General features: G+C 66.1%; 18 protein-coding genes. 10 read left to right on the forward strand and 8 right to left on the reverse strand.

Annotated features, from left to right (window positions below; genetic code table 11):
- Positions 1–220: 220 nt before the first annotated feature.
- From lpxC to ligA, 4 genes are all read left to right on the forward strand, one after another.
- Positions 221–1,180 carry a UDP-3-O-acyl-N-acetylglucosamine deacetylase gene (gene lpxC / locus ACQR10_RS22970; RefSeq protein ID WP_315802123.1) on the forward strand — a complete coding sequence of 320 codons (960 nt, stop codon included), beginning with the start codon at positions 221–223 and terminating at the stop codon, positions 1,178–1,180.
- A gap of 393 nt (positions 1,181–1,573) precedes the next feature.
- A complete protein-coding gene (locus tag ACQR10_RS22975; protein WP_315802124.1) occupies positions 1,574–2,464 on the forward strand; it encodes an outer membrane protein assembly factor BamD in 891 nt (296 codons plus the stop codon).
- 125 nt (positions 2,465–2,589) lie between these two features.
- Positions 2,590–4,263 carry a DNA repair protein RecN gene (gene recN, locus ACQR10_RS22980; RefSeq protein WP_316217723.1) on the forward strand — a complete coding sequence of 558 codons (1,674 nt, stop codon included), beginning with the start codon at positions 2,590–2,592 and terminating at the stop codon, positions 4,261–4,263.
- A 105-nt stretch (positions 4,264–4,368) separates the two neighbouring features.
- Positions 4,369–6,516: an NAD-dependent DNA ligase LigA gene (ligA, locus tag ACQR10_RS22985; protein WP_316217722.1), complete on the forward strand. Its 2,148-nt coding sequence runs from the start codon at positions 4,369–4,371 to the stop codon at positions 6,514–6,516.
- A 181-nt stretch (positions 6,517–6,697) separates the two neighbouring features.
- On the opposite strand, the gene ACQR10_RS22990 is transcribed toward ligA, so the two are convergent.
- The 4 genes from ACQR10_RS22990 to ACQR10_RS23005 form a co-directional block, all read right to left on the reverse strand.
- Positions 6,698–7,975 (reverse strand): multidrug effflux MFS transporter, encoded by a 1,278-nt coding sequence (locus tag ACQR10_RS22990; RefSeq protein ID WP_316217721.1) that lies wholly within the window; start codon positions 7,973–7,975, stop codon positions 6,698–6,700.
- Positions 7,976–8,095: 120 nt separating this feature from the next.
- Complete coding sequence (locus tag ACQR10_RS22995) at positions 8,096–9,919, reverse strand: aminopeptidase P family protein (RefSeq protein ID WP_316217720.1); 1,824 nt, start codon at positions 9,917–9,919, stop codon at positions 8,096–8,098.
- Positions 9,920–10,040: 121 nt separating this feature from the next.
- Positions 10,041–10,256, reverse strand: coding sequence for a hypothetical protein (locus ACQR10_RS23000; RefSeq protein ID WP_316217719.1), 216 nt, complete (start codon positions 10,254–10,256; stop codon positions 10,041–10,043).
- A gap of 139 nt (positions 10,257–10,395) precedes the next feature.
- Entirely contained in the window at positions 10,396–11,292 is an 897-nt protein-coding gene (locus ACQR10_RS23005) for a 50S ribosomal protein L11 methyltransferase (RefSeq protein WP_315802176.1), read from the reverse strand.
- A 267-nt stretch (positions 11,293–11,559) separates the two neighbouring features.
- On the opposite strand from ACQR10_RS23005, the gene ACQR10_RS23010 reads away from it, so the two are divergent.
- Entirely contained in the window at positions 11,560–11,724 is a 165-nt protein-coding gene (locus ACQR10_RS23010) for a Flp family type IVb pilin (protein WP_315802129.1), read from the forward strand.
- A gap of 181 nt (positions 11,725–11,905) precedes the next feature.
- On the opposite strand, the gene ACQR10_RS23015 is transcribed toward ACQR10_RS23010, so the two are convergent.
- Positions 11,906–13,507, reverse strand: a complete 1,602-nt coding sequence (locus tag ACQR10_RS23015; protein ID WP_316217718.1) for a phytoene desaturase family protein — start codon at positions 13,505–13,507, stop codon at positions 11,906–11,908.
- A gap of 200 nt (positions 13,508–13,707) precedes the next feature.
- On the opposite strand from ACQR10_RS23015, the gene ACQR10_RS23020 reads away from it, so the two are divergent.
- The 4 genes from ACQR10_RS23020 to ACQR10_RS23035 all read left to right on the forward strand — a co-directional run bounded on the left by ACQR10_RS23020 (position 13,708) and on the right by ACQR10_RS23035 (position 20,009).
- The gene (locus ACQR10_RS23020) at positions 13,708–15,987 is read left to right on the forward strand and encodes a spermidine synthase (protein WP_316217717.1); all 2,280 of its coding nucleotides are present in this window, start codon (positions 13,708–13,710) and stop codon (positions 15,985–15,987) included.
- Positions 15,988–16,501: 514 nt separating this feature from the next.
- On the forward strand, positions 16,502–17,455 hold the full coding sequence (locus ACQR10_RS23025) for a sugar-binding protein (protein ID WP_409997908.1): 954 nt from the start codon (positions 16,502–16,504) through the stop codon (positions 17,453–17,455).
- Between the two features lie 13 nt (positions 17,456–17,468).
- Positions 17,469–18,971 (forward strand): sugar ABC transporter ATP-binding protein, encoded by a 1,503-nt coding sequence (locus tag ACQR10_RS23030; protein ID WP_315802132.1) that lies wholly within the window; start codon positions 17,469–17,471, stop codon positions 18,969–18,971.
- Positions 18,972–18,983: 12 nt separating this feature from the next.
- Positions 18,984–20,009: an ABC transporter permease gene (locus tag ACQR10_RS23035; RefSeq protein ID WP_316217716.1), complete on the forward strand. Its 1,026-nt coding sequence runs from the start codon at positions 18,984–18,986 to the stop codon at positions 20,007–20,009.
- A 63-nt stretch (positions 20,010–20,072) separates the two neighbouring features.
- On the opposite strand, the gene ACQR10_RS23040 is transcribed toward ACQR10_RS23035, so the two are convergent.
- The gene (locus ACQR10_RS23040; protein ID WP_316181738.1) at positions 20,073–20,867 is read right to left on the reverse strand and encodes a L,D-transpeptidase; all 795 of its coding nucleotides are present in this window, start codon (positions 20,865–20,867) and stop codon (positions 20,073–20,075) included.
- A 316-nt stretch (positions 20,868–21,183) separates the two neighbouring features.
- On the opposite strand from ACQR10_RS23040, the gene ACQR10_RS23045 reads away from it, so the two are divergent.
- Positions 21,184–21,534 (forward strand): hypothetical protein, encoded by a 351-nt coding sequence (locus ACQR10_RS23045; RefSeq protein WP_315802135.1) that lies wholly within the window; start codon positions 21,184–21,186, stop codon positions 21,532–21,534.
- A gap of 28 nt (positions 21,535–21,562) precedes the next feature.
- Here ACQR10_RS23045 and ACQR10_RS23050 read toward each other — a convergent pair whose 3' ends face one another.
- The gene (locus ACQR10_RS23050) at positions 21,563–22,324 is read right to left on the reverse strand and encodes an ABC transporter permease (protein ID WP_315802136.1); all 762 of its coding nucleotides are present in this window, start codon (positions 22,322–22,324) and stop codon (positions 21,563–21,565) included.
- Entirely contained in the window at positions 22,321–23,241 is a 921-nt protein-coding gene (locus tag ACQR10_RS23055; protein ID WP_316217715.1) for an ABC transporter ATP-binding protein, read from the reverse strand. Before ACQR10_RS23055 ends, ACQR10_RS23050 begins: the two co-directional genes overlap by 4 nt.
- Positions 23,242–23,358 lie beyond the last annotated feature (117 nt).

Genomic DNA, 23,358 nt, shown 5'->3' on the forward strand with positions numbered 1-23,358 from the left:
GGTGTTTAGATCGGGAACCAGGAGGGTTAAGGCCACGTTCCAGTTTGGTTAAGGGTTGGCGCGAATACGGCAGAGATGGGGTAACAATCCGTAAAGAAGCGTGAGTTGGCGCTCTTTGGGGCTCTCGTTAAGTTCTGCCGTGACTTGGGGATGCCTGAAACTGAGTCGGTTCGCGAGGGGCGGCCGATAAGGGATCAGGCGGGGTCTTGGGCGATCGTCGATGAAATTCAGCCGGCAAACAACGCTTCGTTCGCAAGCCACCGTCACCGGTGTAGGCGTCCACTCTGGTGCGCCTGTCAGCCTGACGATCGGGCCTGCGCCGATCGATGCGGGAATCGTGTTCCTCCGCACCGGCCTCGATGGCGCTGACCGCGAGGTCCAGGCGTCCTTCGGCTCGGTGATCGCCACCGAGTTGGCGACGGTGCTCGGTGACCGCCACGGTGCGCTGGTGTCCACTGCCGAGCATGTGCTCGCTGCGCTGCGCGGCATGGGTGTCGACAACGCCCTGATCGAGGTCGACGGCCCCGAGGTTCCGATCATGGACGGCAGCGCTGCGCCGTTCGTCGCTGCCATCGACCAGGCCGGAATCGTCAATCAGTCGGCCCCGCGGCGCTACCTTCAGGTGCTCAAGCCGGTCCAGGTGACCATGGGCGCCTCCACGGGCGAACTGCGTCCGAACAGCTCCGGCTTCCGGGTCGAAGCTGAAATCGATTTCACCAACCCCGTGATCGGCCGCCAAGCCTATCATTTCGAGCTCAGCCCCGAGCGCTTCCGCCGCGAGATCGCCCGCGCCCGCACCTTCGGCTGCATGAGCGACGTGTCGCGGCTGTGGAGCGCCGGCTTCGCGCTCGGTTCCTCCTTCGACAACACGCTGGTGTTCGACGAGGACCGCCTGCTCAATCCCGAAGGTCTGCGCTACGCCGACGAATGCGCCCGCCACAAGGTGCTGGACGCGATCGGCGATCTGGCGCTGGCCGGCCTGCCGATGCTCGGAACCTATCGTTCGGTCCGCGGCGGTCACAAGCTCAACCATGCGGTGCTGACTGCTCTGATGGCCGATCGCACCGCTTGGCGGATCGTCGAAGGCGAGACCGTGCGTCGTCCCCGCGTGGCCGCGGAGGTCGTCGGCGGCATGGTCGGTGGCATGGTCGCCCCGGCCTACGGCCCGGACGTGTCCTGAGCGGCGGCGTCCCGATCGGCTGATTCCGTCGGCTGACCTACGCAACGCGCGACATCGCCGGGAGCTTTGCTTTCGGCGTGGTTCAGATTTTTCCGTCTGCTTTTTTGTCAATGTTTGTTGCCGGCCGCGTCCTTCTCAGCGGCTGGACCCTCGGCATTTCGATGTTTTCCAACGGCTTCTTCAGCGGTAACCATGATGCGTGGCGGCAGCCTCGGTGTTGCCTTAATCCGGGCGGATTGGCTTCCTATGCGGTTGGTTGATGAAGTGTTTTCGGCTAGAGAGGCCGGGGCCGCGTGATGCGTGCCACCGGCGGGGCTCTTCCCTCGCGGTCATGAAGCGACCTTCATGGTGCGCGGCGTAGATCAGATCACAGGCATCGGGTTCCAAAGAAGCATGTCGATACAGCGTCTCACGCGCGACCTCCGTCATCCCGCAGCAAGCATCGGCCGGCTTAGGCTCGCCGCATCGCTGATCCTGCTGGCGCTGCCTCTGAGCGGCTGCGGAACGGGCGGACTCTGGGACAAATTCCTGGCCAAGGACGACACCTTCGTCGATGAGCCCGCGGACAAGCTCTACAATGAGGGCTTGTACCTGATGAATGAGAAGAAGGACGTCAAAGGCGCGACCAAGAAGTTCGAGGAGGTCGATCGCCAGCATCCTTATTCCGACTGGGCCCGCAAATCGCTGCTGATGTCGGCTTACGCCTCCTATCAGGCCGGCGACTACGACGGCTGCATCGGCGCCGCCACCCGCTACGTGACCCTGCACCCGGGCAGCCCGGACGCGGCCTATGCGCAGTACCTGATCGCCGCCTCGCATTACGACCAGATCCCGGACATCAGCCGCGACCAGGGCCGCACCGAGAAGGCCATCGCCTCCCTCGAAGAGGTGGTGCGTAAATATCCGACATCCGAATACGCCACCAATGCCAAGGCCAAGCTGGAGGGCGCCCGCGACCAGCTCGCCGGCAAGGAGATGGATGTCGGCCGCTATTACATGCAGAAGCGCGACTACACCGCCGCCATCAACCGCTTCAAGGCTGTCGTGACGCAGTACCAGACCACGCGGCACGTCGAGGAAGCGCTGTATCGCTTGACCGAGGCCTACATGACGATCGGTATCGTCGGCGAAGCGCAGACCGCGGCGGCCGTGCTCGGGCACAATTTCCCCGACAGCAAGTGGTACAAGGACGCCTATAATCTCGTGAAGTCGGGCGGCGTCGAGCCCGAGGAGAACAAGGGCTCCTACATCTCGCGCGCCTTCAAGAAGCTCGGCCTGGGCTGAGCGATCGGCCGGATCACTCGTCTGATCTGGCTTTGTTCTATATTCTTGTTTTGTTCTCTTTTTGCTGCTAGCATCGAGTCGTTCGCTCAGGGGCGTTCCGCCCCGTTACGAAGGACTTCGGTTCCATGCTGGCGCGACTGTCGATCCGTGACATCGTCCTGATCGAACGACTCGATCTCGAATTCTCGAATGGACTTGCGGTGCTGACCGGCGAGACCGGAGCCGGAAAGTCGATCCTGCTCGATGCGTTTGCATTGGCTCTCGGCGGCCGCGGCGACGCCAGCCTAGTGCGCCATGGCGCCGACCAGGGGCAGGTCACGGCCGTGTTCGAGATCGGCAAGGATCATCCGGCCGCCCGGATCCTCGCTGCCAACGGCCTGGATGCCGATGGCGAGATGATCCTGCGCCGCGTTCAGTTCGGCGATGGCCGCACCCGCGCCTTCATCAACGACCAGTCGGTCAGCGTGCAGACGCTGAAGGCGATCGGCGCCACACTGGTCGAAATCCACGGCCAGCATGACGAACGTGCGCTGGTCGACGCCGCCACCCACCGCCGGCTGCTGGATGCCTTTGCGGGCCTGGAGAAGGACGTCGCCGCGGTGGAAGCGCTGTGGGCAGCGCGCCGGACTGCGGTCACGGCGCTCGACGAGCATCGGGCGAGCATGGAGCGCGCGGCCCGCGAGGCCGATTATCTGCGGCATGCTTCGGACGAGCTGAAGAAGCTGGCGCCGAAGGAGGGCGAGGAGACGCGCCTCGCCGCTCGCCGCACGGCGATGATGCAGGGCGAGAAGATCGCAGGCGATCTGCGCGACGCGCAGGATGCCGTCAGCGGCAACCAGTCGCCGATCGCCGCGCTGGCCGCGGCGGTCCGCCGGCTGGAGCGCCGCGCGGCGAGCTCGCCCGCGCTGGTCGACCCGGCGGTCAAGGCGATCGATTCGGCGATCAACGCCCTGGAGGAGGCCGATCAGCATCTGACGGTGGCACTCGCGGCCACCGATTTCGATCCGCTGGAGCTGGAGCGCATCGAGGAGCGGTTGTTCGCGCTGCGCGCGGCCGCGCGCAAATATTCGACGCCGGTGGACGGTCTGGCTGCCTTGGCTGCCAAATATGCCGCCGACGTCGTCCTGATCGATGCCGGCGCCGAGCAGCTGAAGAAGCTGGAAGCAGCGGCGGCGGCAGCCGATGGGCGCTATGGCGCCGCGGCTGCCAAGCTGTCGGCAGCGCGGACCAAGTCGGCCGAGAAGCTGAACCGGGCCGTCCTTGCGGAGCTCGGCCCGCTCAAGCTCGAGCGGGCCAAGTTCATGACCCAGGTCGACAGCGACGCCGAGGCGCCGGGGCCGGAAGGCATCGACCGTGTCGAGTTCTGGGTTCAGACCAACCCGGGCACGCGGCCGGGCCCGATGATGAAGGTCGCCTCCGGCGGCGAGCTGTCGCGGTTCCTGCTGGCGCTCAAGGTCGTGCTGTCCGACCGCGGCTCGGCGCCGACCTTGGTGTTCGACGAGATCGACACCGGCGTCGGCGGCGCGGTCGCCGACGCCATCGGCGCCCGGCTGGCGCGGCTCGCGCACGGGGTTCAGGTGATGGCCGTGACCCACGCGCCGCAGGTCGCGGCCAGGGCGGACCAGCATCTGCTGATCTCCAAGGATGCGCTCGATCGCGGCAAGCGTGTCGTCACCCGGGTCAATACGCTGGCCACCCTGCACCGCCGCGAGGAAATCGCCCGCATGCTGGCCGGCGCCGAGGTCACCGCCGAAGCCCGCGCCGCCGCCGACCGGCTGCTGGAGGCCGCAGCGGCATAGCTGGAAACGGAGCAGCCGAACGCTTTGGCTCCGGGCGCGCATTGTGTACACCGTCATTTCGGGACGGCCTCCGGGCCGTCCCGCAATGACGAGCAGATCATACGCATGCCCAAGACAGCAAAACCGAAGCAGCCCGTCGACGTTGCCGATCTCACCAAGGCGCAGGCCAAGGTGGAGTGGAAGCGGCTGGCGCTGGAGCTCGAGACCCACGACAGGCTCTATTATCAGGATGACGCGCCGAAGATCTCGGACGCCGCCTACGACGAGCTGCGTCGCCGCTTCAATGCGATCGAAAAGCGTTTCCCTGAGCTCGTCAGCAGCGAGTCGCCGTCGCAGAAGGTCGGCGCTGCGCCCTCCGGCCGGTTCAAGAAAGTGCGGCACGCGGTGCCGATGCTGTCGCTCGACAACGCCTTCGCGGAGGGGGACGTGCGCGACTTCGTCGGCCGCATTGCGCGCTTTCTCAAGCTTGCTGACGAGCGCATCGATTTCTCCGCCGAGCCGAAGATCGACGGGCTGTCGATGTCGCTGCGCTACGAGGGCGGCGAGCTGGTCACCGCCGCGACCCGCGGTGACGGCGCCGAGGGTGAGGACGTCACCGCCAACATCCGTACCTTGAAGGACGTACCGCACAGGCTGCACGGCCGCAACCTGCCCGACATCTGCGAGGTCCGCGGCGAGGTCTACATGACCAAGCAGGCCTTCCTCGCGCTCAACGAGCGCCAGAAGGAAGCGGGCGACACCATCTTCGCCAACCCGCGCAATTCCGCCGCCGGCTCGCTGCGGCAAAAGGATCCGACCATCACCGCCTCGCGTCCCCTGGGCTTCTTTGCCTACGCCTGGGGCGAGATGAGCGCGATGCCGGCGGAGACGCAAAGCGGCATGATCAAATGGTTCGAACGCTGCGGCTTCACGACCAACCCGCTCACGAGGCTCTGCCACTCGGTGGAGGAACTGATCGCGTTCCATCGTCACATCGAGGAGCAGCGCGCCGAGCTCGACTACGACATCGACGGCGTCGTCTACAAGGTCGACCGCATCGACTGGCAGGAGCGGCTCGGCTTCGTGTCGCGCACGCCGCGCTGGGGCATTGCCCACAAGTTTCCGGCCGAGCGCGCCATGACCGTGCTCAAGGACATCGAGATCCAGGTCGGCCGCACCGGCTCGTTCACGCCGGTCGGCAAGCTGGAGCCGGTCGGCGTCGGCGGCGTCATCGTGCAGAATGTGACGCTGCACAATGAGGACTACATCAAGGGCATCGGCAACAAGGGCGAAGTGTTGCGCGAAGGCCGCGACATCCGGATCGGCGACACCGTGGTGATCCAGCGCGCCGGCGACGTCATCCCCCAGGTGGTCGACGTCCTCATCGACAAGCGGCCGAAGCACGCCAAGGAATTCCATTTCCCGAAGAAATGCCCGTGCCCGCTGCACACCGACGTCGTCCGCGAGGAGATCGCGACCGGCGAGGAGGGCTCGCGCGCCCGCTGCACCGGCGAGTTCGCCTGTCCGTTCCAGAAGATCGAGCACCTCAAGCTGTTCGCCTCGCGCCGCGCCTTCGACATCGACGGTCTCGGCGAGAAGCAGATCCAATTCTTCTTCGACCAGGGCTGGGTCAAGGAGCCCGCCGACATCTTCACGCTGGCCGCGCGCAACGCCAGGCTGAAGCTCGAGGAGGTCGAGGGCTATGGCGAGACCTCGGTGCGCAATCTCTTCAATGCCATCGACGCCCGGCGCGAGATCGCGCTGGAGCGCTTCATCTACGCGCTCGGCATGCGCCATGTCGGCGAGACCACGGCGCTGGCGTTGGCGCGCGGCTACGGCTCATGGGATGCGTTCCACGACGCCTGTCTCAAGGTCGCCAACGGCGACGAGGAGGCGATCGCGGAGATGGATGCGCTCGACCAGATCGGCGACACCGTGATCAAGAGCGTCGCGGCCTATTTCGGCGAGGACCACAATCGCGGCATCGTCGAGCGGCTGACGAAGGAGGTGAAGATCCTCGACGCGGAGAAGCCGAAGCGCAATTCGCCGATCGCGACCAAGACGGTGGTGTTCACCGGCACGCTGGAAAAGATGACGCGCGACGAGGCCAAGGCGACGGCCGAGCGGCTCGGTGCGAAAGTCTCCGGATCGGTGTCGAAGAAGACGGACTACGTCGTCGCCGGTCCCGGCGCGGGCTCAAAGCTGAAGGACGCACAGAAGCACGGCGTCCAGGTGCTGACCGAGGACGAGTGGCTGCAACTGATCGGGGAGTAGCTCGCGCGCTCGTCTGGTGCAGAAGATGGTTGTGGCACCACAACTGTCATCATCCGCGAAAGCGGATGATCAAGTATTCCAGAGGCAGTTGTTATACGACCGATCCGTCTCGGCGTACTGGATACCCGCCTGCGTGACAGCGAAAGTGCCGCGCGTGCGTACAATCCCTGACATCCGCCCTTCACATCACCCCGGCCTCATCCTCTTCCGCCGTCTCGATCAGCTCCTTCGTCACCTTCATCTGCGTGCGAGGAACCAGAAAGATCATGCTGCAGGCGCAGGCCAGCGACAACATGAGCATCGCCGACGTCAGCGGCAGCGTCGTTGCGTAGTGGCCGCCGAGATAGGCGCCGAGCTGCGACGTCAGCGCGCCCACGCCCATCTGCAGGAACCCCATCGCGCCGGAAGCTGTGCCCGCCGCGCCCGGCCGGACGCTGATCGCGCCGGCCGCGGAGTTCGCCATCACGGCGGCGTTGGCGAACATCAAGAGCATCTGCGTGCCGAACAGCACCGAGGGCACCTGGTTGAAGCCGAACAGGCTCCACGTGAAGTTCAGCGCGGCGCTGGTGAGCTGCAGCCCCAGGCCGAACCAGATCAGCCGATCGAGCGAATGGCGCGGCGCGTAGCGCACGCAGAACAGGTTGCCGACGAAATAGGCGAAGCCGGTGGTCGCAAACCACGCGCCATACTCCGCCGAGGAGCGGCCCATCTGCACCTCGACGATATACGGCCCGCCGCCGGCGAAGGCGAAGATGATCTGCGACGCCAGCACCTGGCACAGCATGTAGCCGAGGAAGGCGCGGCTCTTCACCAGCATCGCGACGTCGCGGCGGAAGCTCGCGCCCTCGATGCGGGCAGGGCGGGTCTCCGGCAGCGCCATGGTCACGGCGATCGCAATCACGATCGACAGCGCGGCGACGACATAGAAGATGGCATGCCAGCCGAGCGCGATCTCGATCAGGCCGCCGGTCAGCGGCGACAGCATCTGCGCGATCATCATGACGGCGACGACGAGGCTGATCATCGCCCCGATGCGCTCGCGCGCATAGAGATCGCGGATGATGGCGCGGCTGATCACCATGCCGCTGGCGCCGCCGAGCGCCTGGAAGAAGCGCGCCGCGATCAGCTGGGCCAGGGTGTCGGCGAAGATGCCGCCGACGCTCGCGACGATCGACAGCGCGAGCCCGGCGAGCATCACGGGGCGGCGGCCGAAGCGGTCCGACAGCGGCCCGAGCAGCAGTTGCGAGATCGCAATGCCGGCCATGTAGAACGACACCGTCATCTGCACGACGGAGGCGTCGCGGCCAAAGGTGGTCGCGAGCATCGGCAGCGCCGGTACCAGCAGGTACAGCGAGATCGGCGCCAGCCCGGTCATCACGACCAACAGGACCAGCATCGTGCGCGACGGAACGGCGCGCGGTGGCGCCGCTCCAGGCGGTCTGCTGATCATTCCATGCATGGTGCCGCTCAAATCAGGTGAACGCCCCGACTGTAGCGGCCTTCCATTTCGCGGAAATGCCTGTTTCGGCATGCGCCCATGCAGGCAGCGGGACGGCGCGCAGCCGGACCGTACGGCTGACTACAGTGGCGCTGTCGCCTGATCGAGCCAGCGCTGGTCGCCGTCGTCGAGCGCCGCTCGGACGGCGTCCCTGACCCGGGCATGATAGGCGTCGAGCCACGCGCGTTCCTCGGCGCTCAGCATCGCGACCTCGATCAGGCGCCGGTCGATCGGCGCCAGGGTCAGCGCCTCGAAGCCGTTCATCGGCTTCTCCGCGCCCGCGACGTCCTTCGCCACCACCAGCTCGAGGTTCTCGATGCGGATGCCGAACGCGTCGGTCTTGTAGTAGCCGGGCTCGTTGGACAGGATCATGCCGCGCTTCAGCGGCGTGGTGCCGAGCTTCGAAATCCGCGCGGGTCCCTCGTGCACCGACAGATAGCTGCCGACGCCGTGGCCGGTGCCGTGCTCGAAATCGATGCCGGCCTGCCACAGGAACTGCCGCGCCAGGGTGTCGAGCTGGGCGCCGGTGGTGCCGTCGGGGAAGATCGCGCGCGCGATCGCAAGGTGGCCGCGCAGCACGCGGGTGAAGCGATCGCGCATCTCCTCGGTCGGCGCGCCCACGGCGATCGTGCGGGTGACGTCGGTGGTGCCGTCCTGATATTGCGCGCCGGAATCGATCAGCAGCAGATCGCCCGGCATGATGCGGCGGTTGCTCTTGCGGGTGACGCGATAATGCACGATGGCGCCGTTGGGACCGGTGCCCGAGATGGTCGGGAACGACACATCCTTGAGCGCGCCGGTGTCGCGGCGAAAGCTCTCCAGCGCCTCGACCGCATCGATCTCGGTCAACGAGCCCTTCGGCGCCTCGCGATCGATGAAGGCGAGAAAGCGGGCCAGCGCGACCGCATCGCGCTGATGGGCGCGCCGCGTGCCGTCGATCTCGACCGCATTCTTGGCGGCCTTGAGCAGGCTGACCGGATCGGCGCCGCGCACCGCCTTGCCGCCGGCGCCCTGAATCAGGCGCGTCAGGGCATCGGCGGCCGTGGCGCTGTCGAGCGCGACGGCCGCGCCGGATTGCGCGAGCTCGGACAGGCGCGGTGTCAGCGCGTCCGGCTCCGCCACCTCGGCGCTCTGCTCGAGATGATCGCGCGTCAGGTTCGAGAGCTTGCGGGAATCGATGAAGATCGTCGGGCGTCCGGTCTTCGGCACCAGCGCATAGGACAGCGGCAGCGGCGTGTGCGAGACGTCGGCGCCGCGGATGTTGAAGGTCCAGGCGACGTTGTGGGAATCGGACAGGACGAGCGCTTCGACGCCGAGGCGCTCGATCTCCTGGCGGATCCGGCCGAGCTTGTCGGCCTCGCTCTCGCCGGACAATTCCGCGCCGTGGATGGCGACGGCGCCGAGCGGCGGCAGCGGCCGTTCGGTCCAGATGCTGTCGACCGGGTTGCGCTCGACCGGAACCAGCTCCGCGCCCGCCTTGGCGCAGGCGGTGGCCAGTCGTTCGGCCGCGGCCGTCGTATGCAGCCACGGATCGAAGCCGACGCGGTCGCCGCTCTGCAAATGGCGCGTCAGCCAGCTCTCCGGCGGCGGCTCGATCAGTGATTCCACCATCCAGGCCTTGCCGTCGACCTGCTTGCCGGCCTGCAGCGTGTAGCGGCCGTCGACGAAGATCGCGGCCGCCTGCGACAGCACGATCGCAAGGCCGGCCGAGCCGGTGAAGCCGGTCAGCCACGCCAGCCTCTCCTCCGAGGGTGGCACATATTCGTTCTGCTGCTGGTCGGCGCGCGGCACGATGAAGCCGGCGAGCTTGCGTCTGGCCAGCTCTTCGCGGAGCGCGGCGAGCCGCGCGGTCAGTGCCACGCCGGTTTCGGGTTCTTCGAACGTCTGGAACAGAGCTTCGAACATCGGTCTCATACTTTAGAAGTGAATCCTGCCGCGTCGGCGAATACTCCTTCAGCAGACAGTGCAGTGCACGAAGAATCTCCTTGCATTCGCCTGTGCAAAAAGATTTGCTGTCGCATGCCAGTCATCCGAAAGAGGTGCGGCGAGGAAACGTATGGACGTGACGACCACGATCGTAAAGATCATCCACGGTCGCATGATCCGGGGAGTGCCTCAACTCAACGGCGAGGGGATGCACGATGCCTGCTTTTACCTTCGAAAAATTATCGGCGCCCGCGCCGAGCGGACCGGCGTCCGCACCGGCCGAGAAGCCGCGCAGCACGCTGGCGGATTTCGTCAATCGTCTCGTCGCGCCGCGCGGTCGACGTGCCCCGCGTAATCAGTCCGACTCCACCTCGCAGCAGAGCCAGCCGAAGACGTAATCGCGAACTTGCCGCACCCAGCGCGCAGGTTCGATCCATGCCGTGAGCTGATCCGCCTCACTGCTGCTTCTGCAGCAACAGGCTGCTCCATCCCTCGATTCTCAAATGCCGGATCGGAACCAGGCCGCGGGCACGATAGGCGGCGCGGACGGCGCGTGCCTGCGGGGTCAACAGGCCCGACAGGATCACGAAGGCCCCTGGCGCGAGGTGGCGCTGCATCGGCGCAGCCAGCTGGCGCAGTGGGTTGGCCAGGATATTCGCCAGCACCAGGTCGAACGGGCCGGCTTCGGCAAATTCCGCGGCGGCGAAGCCGGTGGCCCGGATCACCTGGACCAGGGGGCCGGCGCCGTTGAGCCGGGCGTTTTCCCGCGCCACCATGACCGAGGGCGCATCAATGTCGCTCGCCAGCACGGACCGGCGCGTTGCCTTGGCGGCGGCAATCGCGAGCACGCCGGTTCCGGTGCCGAGATCCAGCACGCGCCGCGGCGCGCGCGTCTTGAGCACGTGATCGAGCAGCAGCAGGCAGCCCCGGGTGGTGCCGTGATGGCCGGTGCCGAAGGCGAGCGCCGCCTCGATCTCGATTCCGAGCTTGTTGCCGGGCACGCGGGCACGGTCGTGGCTGCCGTGGACCATGAAACGACCGGCCGGGACCGGAACGAGGTCGTCCAGGCTGGCCTTGACCCAGTCCTTGGCCTCGACGACCTCGAACGTCAGGGTCCGGGCCACGTCGGCGCCCGCCGCCCCGCCGACGAGCTCGCGCACCAGCGCCTGGTCGGGCGGATCGGCAAAATGCACCGTGACGTCCCAGCGCCCGTCCGGACGCTCGAACGCCGCAACCGCCGCGTCCCCCTCGAAGAACACCTCGGTCAGGACGTCGACCGCCGGGCGGGCGGTCGCTTCATCGGCAACCGTGAAGCTGGCCTTGTGGGTGGCGGGCGTGGTCGTTGAGGTCATCAAGGTGGATCCTGGCGAGATTTGACGGCGTGGTTAAGGGAATTGCCTGCCAACGCAAGCGATAGGACCGCAATTCTGCCGGATCTGCGCATCCAGCGGTTGTATAATGCCTTTCCTCATCCGAATAAAAGTTGAGGTTCAATTGCAGCGAAGAATCTCTGCAACTTGACCTGGGGGGATTATCCCGACTTTAGGGTCTTGGCCCCTAATGTTCCCGCCATGGGAACCGGATGATCCTCGGTTCCTGGGTTGGGAAACGAGGTTCAGATGAAGTCCATTCTGTCGAAGTTCTTGCGTGATGAATCCGGCGCCACCGCTATCGAATATGGCCTGATCGCAGCCGGCATCTCGCTGGCGATCATCGCCGCCGTCAACGGCCTGGGCAGCTCGCTCAGCAGCAAGTTCGACTCGATCAACACGTCCCTGAAGTAATCCGCCCGCCGCGGCGTTCTCGAAGAACCGGGCCCTGCGCCCGGTTTTTCTGCTTGAGGCCATATCAACCGCCGGGTCCACAGCATATCCACACGGCCGTGCACTGATTGTTTGGCAGTCGATCCACAGTGCGTCCTCAGCTTGTCCACACGGACGTCCGCCGCCTTTCCACCCCTTATCCTCAGCCGAACAGAGCGCGATGGTCCGCCAGGATCGCCTGGGCCGCATTGTGGCCGGGGGCACCGGTGACGCCGCCGCCGGGGTGGCTGCCCGAGCCGCAATGGTAGAGCCCCTTCAGCGGCGAGCGATAGTCGGCGTGGCCGAGCATGGGGCGGGCCGAGAACAACTGGTTCAAGGTCAGCGCGCCGTGGAAGATGTCGCCCCCGATCAGTCCGAACTTGCGTTCGAGATCGAGAGGTGACAGCACCTGCCGGCCGAGCACGCTGGCGGCAAAGCCCGGCGCATAGCGGTCCACGGTCGCGATCATGAGGTCGGCAACCTCGTCGCGGTGATTGTCCCAGGAGCGGCCGTCCGGCAGCTCGGGCGCGACATGCTGGCAAAACAGGCTGGCGACGTGCCGGCCTGCCGGCGCCAGCGTCGGGTCGAGTGTGGACGGGATCAGCAGCTCGACCACGGGATCGCGGCTCCAGCCATGCGCGCGCGCATCGAGATAGGCCTGGTCCATGTAGCCGAGGCTCGGGCCGAGGATGATTCCGGCGGAGAGATGGTCGCCGTCGCCCGGCAGCGCGCTGAACGAGGGCAGCCGGTCGAGCGCCACGTTCATGCGGAACGTGCCCGAACCGCAGCGCCAGTTCCGGATGCGGTTCAGGAACGGCTCGGGCACGGCGCCGGCCGGCACCAGGCGCGTGTAGAGCAGCTTCGGGTTCACGTTGGCGACGACGTGGCGGGCGCGGATGGTGCGGCCATCCTCGAGCACGACGCCGACGGCGCGGTCACGCTCGACGATCACCTCGCGCACGCCGGCCTCGAGCTCGACCAGCGTGCCCAGTTCCTTCAGGCACCCGGCCATCGCCTGCGTGATCGCCCCCATCCCGCCGATCGCATGGCCCCAGACGCCCTTCTTGCCGTTCACCTCGCCGAATGCGTGATGTAGCATCACATAGGCCGAGCCGGCGGCGTAGGGACTGGCATAGTTGCCGACGATGGCATCGAAGCCGAACAGCGCCTTCACCAGGTCAGTCTCGAAGATCTCGTCGAGCATCTCGCCGGCCGAGCGCGTGAACAGGTCGAGCAGGTCGCGCTGCTGCTCCAGCGACAGCGCGCGCAACGTGTTGGCGGTGCCGAGCGCGTTGAACGCCTCGCGGATCGCCGATAGCCCGAACTGGGCGACCAGGTTCGGCGGCGCCCGCAGCACGAGGCTGCGCAGCACGTCCGCGATCGCCTCGAGCCGGGCCGAGAACGGGCCGATCGCGTCGGCGTCCCGCGGGCTCAGCCGCGCAACCGACGCCAGCGTGCGACCCTCGCCCGTCAGCAGATAGCGACCGTCCGGCGAGGGCAGGAAGTTCTGCGCCCGGCGCTCGACGATCTCGAGCCCGTGCTCATGCAGCTTCAGGTCGGAGACGACGCGCGGATTGAGCAGGCTCACCGTGTAGGACGCGACGGAGTTGCGGAAGCCCGGATGAAACTCCTCCGTCACCGCGGCGCCGCCGACCACCTTGCGGCGCTCGACCACATGCACGCGCAGGCCCGCCATGGCGAGATAGGCCGCACAGGTCAGGCCGTTGTGGCCAGCGCCGATGATGATGACGTCGGTTTCATTCATGTCAGCTTCAAAAAGCCCTGTTTAATCACCCGCACCGGGAACCTCGGCTGGTGCTGTCGCGCCGGAAGGCTGCGACGTCAAGGAAAACTCCATTTTGCCTCAGCTCCTCGCCATACCGCCCTGCGATCCGCTATGTCTCGTCTGCTCATCGCGGTCCGGCCTCGGCATCTGATGCCGGCCGCGCTGCTGCCGGAGTTGTCATGACCTCAATCGCCTCGCCCGCCGCCGTCGCTCAGCCCTCCGCCGCACGCAACCGGCTGGTGCTCGTCGTCTATACCGCCGCCATTTTCGTCAGCGCGCTGCTGCTGTTCTCGGTGCAGCCGCTGTTCACCAAGATGGTGCTGCCGCGGCTCGGCGGCTCGCCGGCGGTGTGGTCGGTGGCGATGGTGTTCTTCCAGACCCTGCTGCTGGCGGGCTACGCCTATGCGCATTTTCTCACCCAGTTGCCCAGCCGGGTGCTGCCGATCGCGATCCATCTGCTGCTGCTCGGTTTCGCTCTGCTGACGCTGCCGTTGTCGATCGCGAGCAGTTGGGGCAACCCGCCGACCTCGGGCTACGGGCTGTGGCTGCTCGGCCTGTTCACCGTGTCGATCGGCCTGCCGTTCTTCGCGCTCGCCGCCAACAATCCGCTGCTGCAGGCGTGGTTCGTACGCACGGGCCATCCAGCCGCGCCCGACCCGTACTTCCTCTATGCGTCGTCGAACATCGGCAGCTTCCTGGCGCTGCTGTCCTATCCGCTGCTGATCGAGCCGATCTTCAGCCTGCGCATGCAGAACCTGATCTGGACCGGCGGCTATGGCCTCCTGATCGCGCTGATCGCCGGCTGCGGCGTCCTGCTGCTGCGGTCGCCGGTGATCGTCGCGAGCCTGCTGCACACCGAGGACAGCCATGCCCCGGCGCCACGCTGGCTGCTGCGCCTGCGCTGGATATTCCTGGCCGCAGTGCCCTCGGGCCTGCTGATCGCGGTGACCGCGCACATCTCCACCGACGTCGCGGCCGCGCCCTTGCTGTGGGTGCTGCCGCTGTCGCTCTATCTGCTCACCTGGGTGCTGGTGTTCCAGTCGCGGCCGCTGCTGCCGCACAAATGGATGCTGGCGCTGCAGCCGCTGGCGATGGCCGGCGTGATCGTGCTGCTCGCCTTCGGCGGCGAACAGAATCTCGCGCTCACGCTCGGCGGTCATCAGCTCTGCTTCTTCATCATCGCCATGGCCTGCCATGGCGAGCTCGCGCGCACGCGCCCGCCGGCCAAGTATCTCACCGGGTTCTATGTCGCGCTGTCGTTCGGCGGCATGGTCGGTGGCCTGTTCGCCGGGCTGATCGCGCCGTTCACCTTCTCCTGGGTCGCCGAGTATCCGATCCTGCTGGCGCTGGCGGCGTTGTGCCGCCCGGCTGCCAATGAGCGCCTGCCCGGGCTCACGCGCTGGTACTGGCTCCTGCTCGCGGTCATTGCGGTCGCGCTGCTGGTGCCTTCAGGCATGACCGGCAAGGTCACGACCTATCTCGAGGACCACCGCGTCTATGTCGCGGGCGCCGTGGGCGTGCTCGCCGCGCTGCTCGCTCTGCTGCTGAACGGCGGCCGCTGGAAGGTGTTCGCGACGGCCGCACTCGCGCTCGTCCTGATCCGCGCCTATCCGGCCGATGACGGCCGCGTCGAAACGGTGCGCAGCTTCTTCGGCGTGCACAAGATCGTGGTGACATCGGACGGGCACTACCACGTGCTGATGCACGGCACGACCATCCACGGCGCGCAGAAATATCTCAACGCCGACGGCTCCAAGGTGACGGGGCGTCCCGAGCCGATCACCTACTATCACAAGGACGGCGGCATCGGCCGCGCCATCACCGCGATCCGGGAGCGCAAGGGCGCGCCGCTCAAGGTCGCCGTGATCGGCGTCGGCGCGGGCACGCTGACCTGCGCGGCCCAGCCCGGCGAGAGCTGGAATTACTTCGAGATCGACCAGACCATGGTCGACACCGCCAGCGATCCGAAATATTTCAGCTACATCAAGAGCTGCGCGCCGGACTTCAAGCCGGTCATCGGCGATGCCCGGCTGACCTTCGCCAAGGAGCCGGACGGCGTCTACGATCTGATCATTGTCGACGCCTATTCGTCTGATGCGATTCCGATCCACCTCGCGACGGAGGAGGCGATGGCGATCTACAAGGCGAAGCTGGCGCCGCAGGGCGCTGTCGTGATGCACGTCTCCAATCGCCATCTGGAGCTGGAGAGCGTCGTGGTCGGCATCGCCGACGCCAACGACCTGAAGAGCTGGGTCTACAATGAGGACTCCGGCCGCGACGACGAGTACATCTTCCCGACCGACGTCGTCGTCAGCGCGCGCGACGATGCCGATGTCGGCAAGCTCGCCTCCTCGGACAAGTGGACCGAGACCGAGCCGACCGACGGCGAGCGGGTCTGGACCGACGACTATTCGAATATTCTCGGCGCGGTGTATCGGCGGCTTCGCGACGGCGAGTAGGCGAGGGCGCACGCCGCGTTCCCGCCGGTTGGGCGGCCGTCGGGATTCGGGTGGCGCGCGCCATGCGGCATGCGCGTTCGGAAAGAGGTGCGCTCCTCGATTCTGAATCGGCGCCGGTTGCGTCGCGTCAAATGTTCGCCGCTTGGTTCATCGCGATGGAGCGATATTGCATCGCAGAACATAGCACGATCTGCTTTCTTCAGCGGCTTTGTTGCGGAGCTGTCACGATCATGCTACCTTGAGGTGCGTGCCTCATAAAGGTTCCACGACGATGAGGCTCTCGGGAGGAAAGCGGCGGCTCGGTACGCGGCGCGGTAAGTCTCACACGACATCTTCACGACTCGAGGGGTGACGTCGATTTTGGCGACGCCCGTGCGCCTCGGGTTTTGTCGAGTTCACGTCGAGACCTGCAGTGCCGTGCGGGTGCAGGCCTCGTCCCGGGCGCGGAACGTGTCTTCAATGAGTACAAAACGCCGGCCGCATCAAGCAGGCCGGCTGACATGGGAGGGGTTTGATGAAGCGTCTTTGGATGGTCGGCGCGTCTGCTCTGTTGGCGATGGCGCTCGGTGTGGGCTCGGCGGGAGCGGCCGACAAGAAGGTCCTCGCCTTCGTCGTCAACGGCGCGTCCGACTTCTGGAAGATCGCCGAGGCCGGCGTGAAGAAGGCGCAGGGCGAGCTGCCCAACTACAACCTGCAGCTCAAATATCCCGAGCAGGCGGCCGCCGCCGTGCAGCAGCGGATGCTGGATGACCTCGTCGCGGCCGGCGCCGCCGGAATCATGGTGAGCGCCGTCGATCCGAAGAACCAGACCGAGCACCTCGACAAGATCGCGGCACAGACGGTGCTCTTCACCACCGACAGCGACGCGCCGCAATCGAAGCGCATCGCCTATATCGGCTCCTCCAATACCGAGCTCGGCAAGGACGCCGGCAAGCTGATGCTGAAGGCGCTGCCGAACGGGGGCAAGTGCGTCGGCTTCGTCGGCCTGCTCGGCGCCGACAACGCCCGCGAGCGCATCGAGGGCGTGAAGGAGACCATCAAGGGCTCGAAGGTCGAGCTGGTCGACGTGCGCGGCGACGAGATCGACCAGACCCGGGCCAAGCGCAATGTCGAGGACATCCTGGCGGCGATGCCCGATGTGAGCTGCCTGGTCGGCTTCTACTCCTACAACACACCGCGCATCTACGAGGTGCTGAAGGAAGCCGGCAAGCTCGGCAAGATCAAGATCATCGGCTTCGACGAGGATCCGATCACGCTCGGCGGCGTGAAGGACGGCGCGATCGAGGGCACGGTGGTGCAGCAGCCGTTCGAATGGGGCTATCAGGGCATGAAGCTGATGGCGAAGGTCGTTGAGGGCGACAAGTCGGGTGTGCCGGCCAACGGCATCATCATCGTGCCCGGCAAGGTGATCGAGAAGTCGAACGTCGACGACTTCATGGCGCAGATGAAGCAGATGCTGAAGAAGTGACGCGACGGCCGGCGTGCGCGAGCCCTTCCTCGAGCTGATCGACATCGGCAAGACCTATCCTGGCGTGGTCGCGCTCGACCACGCCAGCCTGTCGGTCGCGCCCGGCGAGGTGATCGCCCTGGTCGGCGAGAACGGCGCCGGCAAGTCGACCCTGATGCGCGTGCTCGGCGGCGTGGTGGAGCCGAGCAGCGGCACGATCCGGATCGATGGCGTGGCGCGGGCCAGCTATGCGGTGGCGGACGCGATCGCGGCCGGCATCGCCTTCGTCCACCAGGAGCTGAACCTGTTCGACAATCTCGACGTCGCGGGCAACGTCTTCATCGGGCGCGAGCCGGTCTATGGCGGGCCGCTGCGGCTGATCGACCGCGCGACGCTGCGGACCAGGGTGCGCCCGCTGATCGCGCGTCTCGGGGCCGATTTCGAGCCGGATACGCCGCTTGCCGAACTGTCCCTGGCGCAGCGCCAGCTGGTCGAGATCATGAAGGCTTTGTCGCTCGATGCGCGCTGCGTCATCATGGACGAGCCGACCTCCAGCCTCACCTTGTCGGAAACCGAGCGGCTGATGCATGTCATCGCCGGCCTGAAGTCGGACGGGGTCAGCGTCATCTTCATCACGCATCGCCTGAACGAAGTGATGCAATGCGCCGATCGCGCCATCGTGCTGCGCGACGGTCGCATGGTTGGCGCGCTGACGCGAGACCAGCTCAATCCTGCAGCGATGATCCGGCTGATGATCGGCCGGGACCTGCGGTCGCTCTACGTGCCGCCGGCCGCGCCGCCTGGCGAGGCCGTGCTCGACGTCATGGAGGCCGTGACCGCGACCTATCCCAACCAGGCCGTCAGCCTGCAACTCCGGCGCGGCGAGATCCTCGGACTTGCCGGCCTCGTCGGCTCCGGCCGTACCGAGCTCGCGCGCGCCATCTTCGGCGTCGAGCCGCTGCTGGCCGGGGGCCTCAGCCTGGAGGGCGAGCCGATCCGCATCTCGACGCCGCGCGCGGCGATCGATCGCGGCATCTATCTCATTCCGGAAGACCGCAAGGCCTGCGGCCTCTTGCTCGACCTGTCGATCGCCGAGAACGTCTCGCTGCCGGATCTCGCCTCCTATCTGAGCTTCGGACTTGTCGACATCAGGCGCGAGGCCGAGAATGCCGATCGACAGCGCGAACGGCTCAAGATCCGGGCGTCCGACGTCAAGGTGTCGGTCGGCACCTTGTCGGGCGGCAATCAGCAGAAGGTCGTGCTCGCCAAATGGCTGTCGATGCGGCCGAAGGTCCTGATCTTCGACGAGCCGACCCGGGGCATCGATGTTGGCGCCAAGCAGGAGATCTACGACATGCTGCGGCGGCTGGCGGATTCCGGTGTCGCGATCCTGATGATCTCGAGCGACATGGAGGAGGTGATCGGGGTGAGCGACCGGATCGCCGTGATGCATGAAGGCATGATTTCAGGTTTCCTGGCGAGAGACGAGTTCAGCGAGCACAACGTGCTTCAGCTCGCCGTCGGCCATACCGTCTGAGCGAGGGCGCCCGTGCAGAAGAAAGATCTCAGCCTGCTGATCCTGATCCTGGTGGTCGGCGCCGTCGTGGCCTTCATCAACCCACGTTTCCTCTTGGTCGGCAACCTCTCCAACACCGCCAACCAGGTTGGCATGTTCGGCATCTTCTCGATCGCCGAGGCCTTCGTCATCATTGTCGGCGGCATCGAGCTCGCGGTGGGGTCGGTGATCGCGCTGCTCGGCGTGCTGTTCATCGACCTCATCGTCAACCGCGACGTCGACTGGGTCGCTGCCTTGTTCCTCATCCTCGCCGGCGGCATCGCCATCGGCTTGGTCCATGGCACGCTGGTCACCAAGATGCGCATCCAGCCCTTCGTGGTGACCCTGTGCGGACTTCTGATCTATCGCGGCGCGGCGCGCTACTACACCGAGGATGCCACGGCCGGCTTCGGCTATGGCGCGAGCTTCCCGGCGCTGGAATGGCTGGCCGCCGGCCGCACCGATGTCCTCGGCTTTCCGCTGCCGCACAGCGTCGTGGCCCTCGCGATCGTCGCCGGCATCGCCTGGCTGGTGCTGCACCGGTCGGTGTACGGCCGCTATTTCTACGCCGTCGGCAAGAACGAGGAGGCGGCGCGCTATTCCGGCATCCGGTCCGACCGGGTGACGATCGCGGCCTATGTGATCTGCGGGGCCCTGACCGCGCTCGCCGCGGCCCTGCTGGCGATGTATACCCGTTCGATCTCGCCGGCGGTGCACGGCTCGTTCTACGAGCTCTATGCGATCGCCGCCGCGGTGCTCGGCGGCTGCTCGCTGCGCGGCGGCGAAGGCTCGATCATCGGCGTCGTGCTCGGCACGGTCCTGCTGCAAGTGTTGCAGAACCTGGTCAACCTGCTGGGCATCCCCAGCTCGCTCAATTTCGCCGTGATGGGCACGGTGATCCTGATCGGCGTGCTGGCCGACCAGTATCTCGTGCAGCGGCGCAAGCGCATGCCAACGGCCCGCGGGCAGGCCAGCGCCGATCGCGCGTCGGCCTCGCTCGGGCGCGTCAACGCCGAGTGAGAAGATCGCAACGGACCGAGCGCCGCCTGGTGGCGACGCCCGGTTGCTGGGATCAGTGCGCGATCAGTCCTGATAGGTGTAATAGCCGCGCGGCTGGTAGTAGGAGCGCGGCTGGTAATAGCGCGGCTGGGCGTAGCTCGGATTGCCGTTGTCGTAATAGTACTGCTGCGGCTGCTGCTGCGGATAGGCCTGGGCGTCATAGACGCGGCGGGCCGTGCCGGGCGGTGCCGGATAGCGCGCACCGTTGTCGCTGCCGTCGGCGGGATAGATGTAGCCGTCATCGGGCCGCTGCTGCGGAACGACCGGGCGTCCCGGCAGCATCTGCGGCTGCGGCGTCAGCACGACCGGCTCGCCACTGTCATCATACTGCTGCGGCGCCTCGCGCCGGGCAACAGCGGTGCCGCGGCGTGGATTGCGCGCCAGCGCCACCTCGGCCGATCCGGTCAGCGTCACCGTGGTGTTCAGTACGCCGTCTTTCTGTACCAAGTCATAGAGCGTCGTCGCGTTGGCCTTGGACAGCCGGACGCAGCCGTGGGACGCCGGGGTCCCGAGGCGGCTTTCCGAATCCGTGCCGTGAATCGCGTGACCGACCTTCGTGAAGAAGATCGAATGCGGCATCGGCGCGTCGTCGAATTCCTTGGAAAAATGATCGGCTTCCATGCGGAAGGCGCGGAACGAGCCATTCGGCGTTTCCCGTGAGGGAATGCCGGTCGAGACCGGCCAGCGATAGCGTTCGACGCCATCGACGGCGACCGTCATGATCTGGTTGTTCTTGTCGACGGTGATGTCGATCTTGGCCAGAGCCGGCGTGGCCGACAGAAAGGCGAAGCCGGCAACGGCAAAAAGGATGGTACGCATCTAACCTCTGGCCTCCAGGGCTCTCGACTGTGGAGAGACCTCAAAACGGGACTTCAACGCCCAGGTCATCGCCTCGGCATGCACTATGTCGGAATAGCGCGCTTTGTTCCAGCCAAGGGCGGCTTCAACCTTAATGGCGGGCGGGGGCCGGACAAAGGCTCGGCCTGTTCATCCGCGCTGACATTTTCGCGACCGCGGACGGTCTTTCATTCCGGCGTTTGGGACTTCTCTAATCGGTCCAATTTGTCATGACCGCGCAACTTTTTGGCCGCATCCGCGTTTCAAGGATTCCTCCATGCGGTTCCCAGGACTCAAAATGTTGACGATGAAGGCCAAGACGGCGGTGCTCGACGATCGCGCGCCGCATAAGCTGACCTATCTGCTGGCTGCGCTCGCACTGTTCATCCTGGCGTTGGCTTGGCTGGCGCTGCCGCAATTCGCCCACGCCCAGGGCATCATCCGTGGCGCCCATGAGGGGGCCCACGAAGGCAACCGTATCGCCGGCCCGGTGGGCGGCGTCGTCGGCGGCGCGGTCGGTGCCGGTGTCGGCGGAGCCGTGGGCGCCGTCGAAGGCGTGCTCGGCGTCCCGCACCGCTCGTATTACCACCGGCACTATCACTGCCGCGGATATCGCGACGGCTACGGCCGCTTTCACTGCTACCGCTGAGCTGTCACCACCAAGCTGAGGCGCCGGCTCAATGCTTGAGCCGGTAGCCGGTCTTGAAGATCCACAAGATGATCGCCATGCAGATCGCCAGGAACAGCAGCGTCACGCCGACGCTGATTTCCACCCTCACGTCGGCGATCTCATAGAAGCTCCAGCGAAAGCCGGAGATCAGGTAGACTACCGGGTTGAGCAGCGCGATCGAGTGCCAGGTCGGCGGCAGCATGTTGACCGAGTAGAAGCTGCCGCCGAGGAACGTGAGCGGCGTCACCACCAGCATCGGGACCATCTGCAGCTTCTCGAAGCCGTCGGCCCAGATGCCGATGATGAAGCCGAACAGGCTGAAGGTCACGGCCGTCAGCACCAGGAACGACAGCATCCACACCGGGTGCTGGACGTGCAGCGGCACGAACAGCCCGGCGGTGGCGAGGATGATCAGCCCGAGAATGATGGATTTCGTCGCGGCCGCGCCGACATAGCCGAGCACGATCTCGAAATGCGAGATCGGCGCCGACAGGATCTCGTAGATCGTGCCGATGAATTTCGGGAAGTAGATCCCGAACGAGGCGTTGGAGATGCTCTGGGTCAGCACCGACAGCATCACGAGGCCGGGCACGATGAAGGTGCCGTAGCTCACGCCGTCCACTTCGCTGATGCGCGAGCCGATCGCGGCGCCGAACACGACGAAATAGAGCGAGGTCGACACTACCGGCGACACGATGCTCTGCAGCAGCGTGCGCCAGGTGCGGGCCATCTCGAACTTGTAGATTGCGGCGACTGCGCGAAAATTCATTGCCGCACCAGGCTCACGAAGATGTCTTCAAGGGATGATTGCTTGGTCTCGAGATCCACGAAGCGGATGCCGGCAGTCCTGAGATCGCCGAGCAGGCTGGTGATTCCGGTGCGCTCGCCCTTGGTGTCGTAGTCGTAGGCGAGCCGCCAGCCGTCGTCGGACAGCGCGAGCTGATAGGGCGCGAGCGCCTCGGGGATGGTCTCGATCCGGTGCTGCAGATGCAGGCTCAGCCGCTTCCGGCCGAGCTTCGCCATCAGCTTGGCCTTGTCCTCGACCAGGACGATCTCGCCCTTGTTGATGACGCCGACGCGATCGGCCATCTCCTCGGCTTCCTCGATGTAATGCGTGGTGAGAATGATGGTGACGCCGGCGGCCTTGAGCTCGCGCACGACGTCCCACATGCCCTTGCGCAGCTCGACGTCGACGCCCGCGGTCGGCTCGTCCAGGAACAGCACCTGCGGCTCGTGCGACAGCGCTTTCGCAATCATCACGCGGCGCTTCATGCCGCCGGACAGCGTGATGATCTTGGCGTCCTTCTTGTCCCAGAGCGACAGGTCCTTGAGGACCTTCTCGATCAGCGCCGGGTTCTTCGGCTTGCCGAACAGCCCCCGGCTGAAGCTGACCGTGGCCCATACGGTCTCGAATGAATCGGTGTGCAGCTCCTGGGGCACCAGTCCGATCAGCGCCCGCGCGGCGCGATAGCCGCGGTTGATGTCGTGGCCGCCGACCGCGACCTTGCCCTTGGACGCATTGACGATGCCGCAGATGATGCTGATCAGCGTCGTCTTGCCGGCGCCGTTGGGCCCGAGCAGCGCGAAGATCTCGCCCCGCTCGATCGCGAGATCGACATTGTTGAGCGAGGTGAAGCCCGAGGAATAGGTCTTCGACAGGCCGGTAACGGAAATGACGGGAGCCATCACGGGGATTCGATGCGAGGGATTCGAAAAGAGCGGGGGAGCTGCGCGGAGGAGGAGCGCAGGCGAAGCGCTCAGATAGGAACGGGGGGGCGTTCGCGCAATCATGCGCGCGACCCT

Origin of the sequence: Bradyrhizobium sp. HKCCYLRH2060, from assembly GCF_051168135.1 — a bacterium.
Taxonomy (GTDB): Bacteria; Pseudomonadota; Alphaproteobacteria; order Rhizobiales; family Xanthobacteraceae; genus Bradyrhizobium.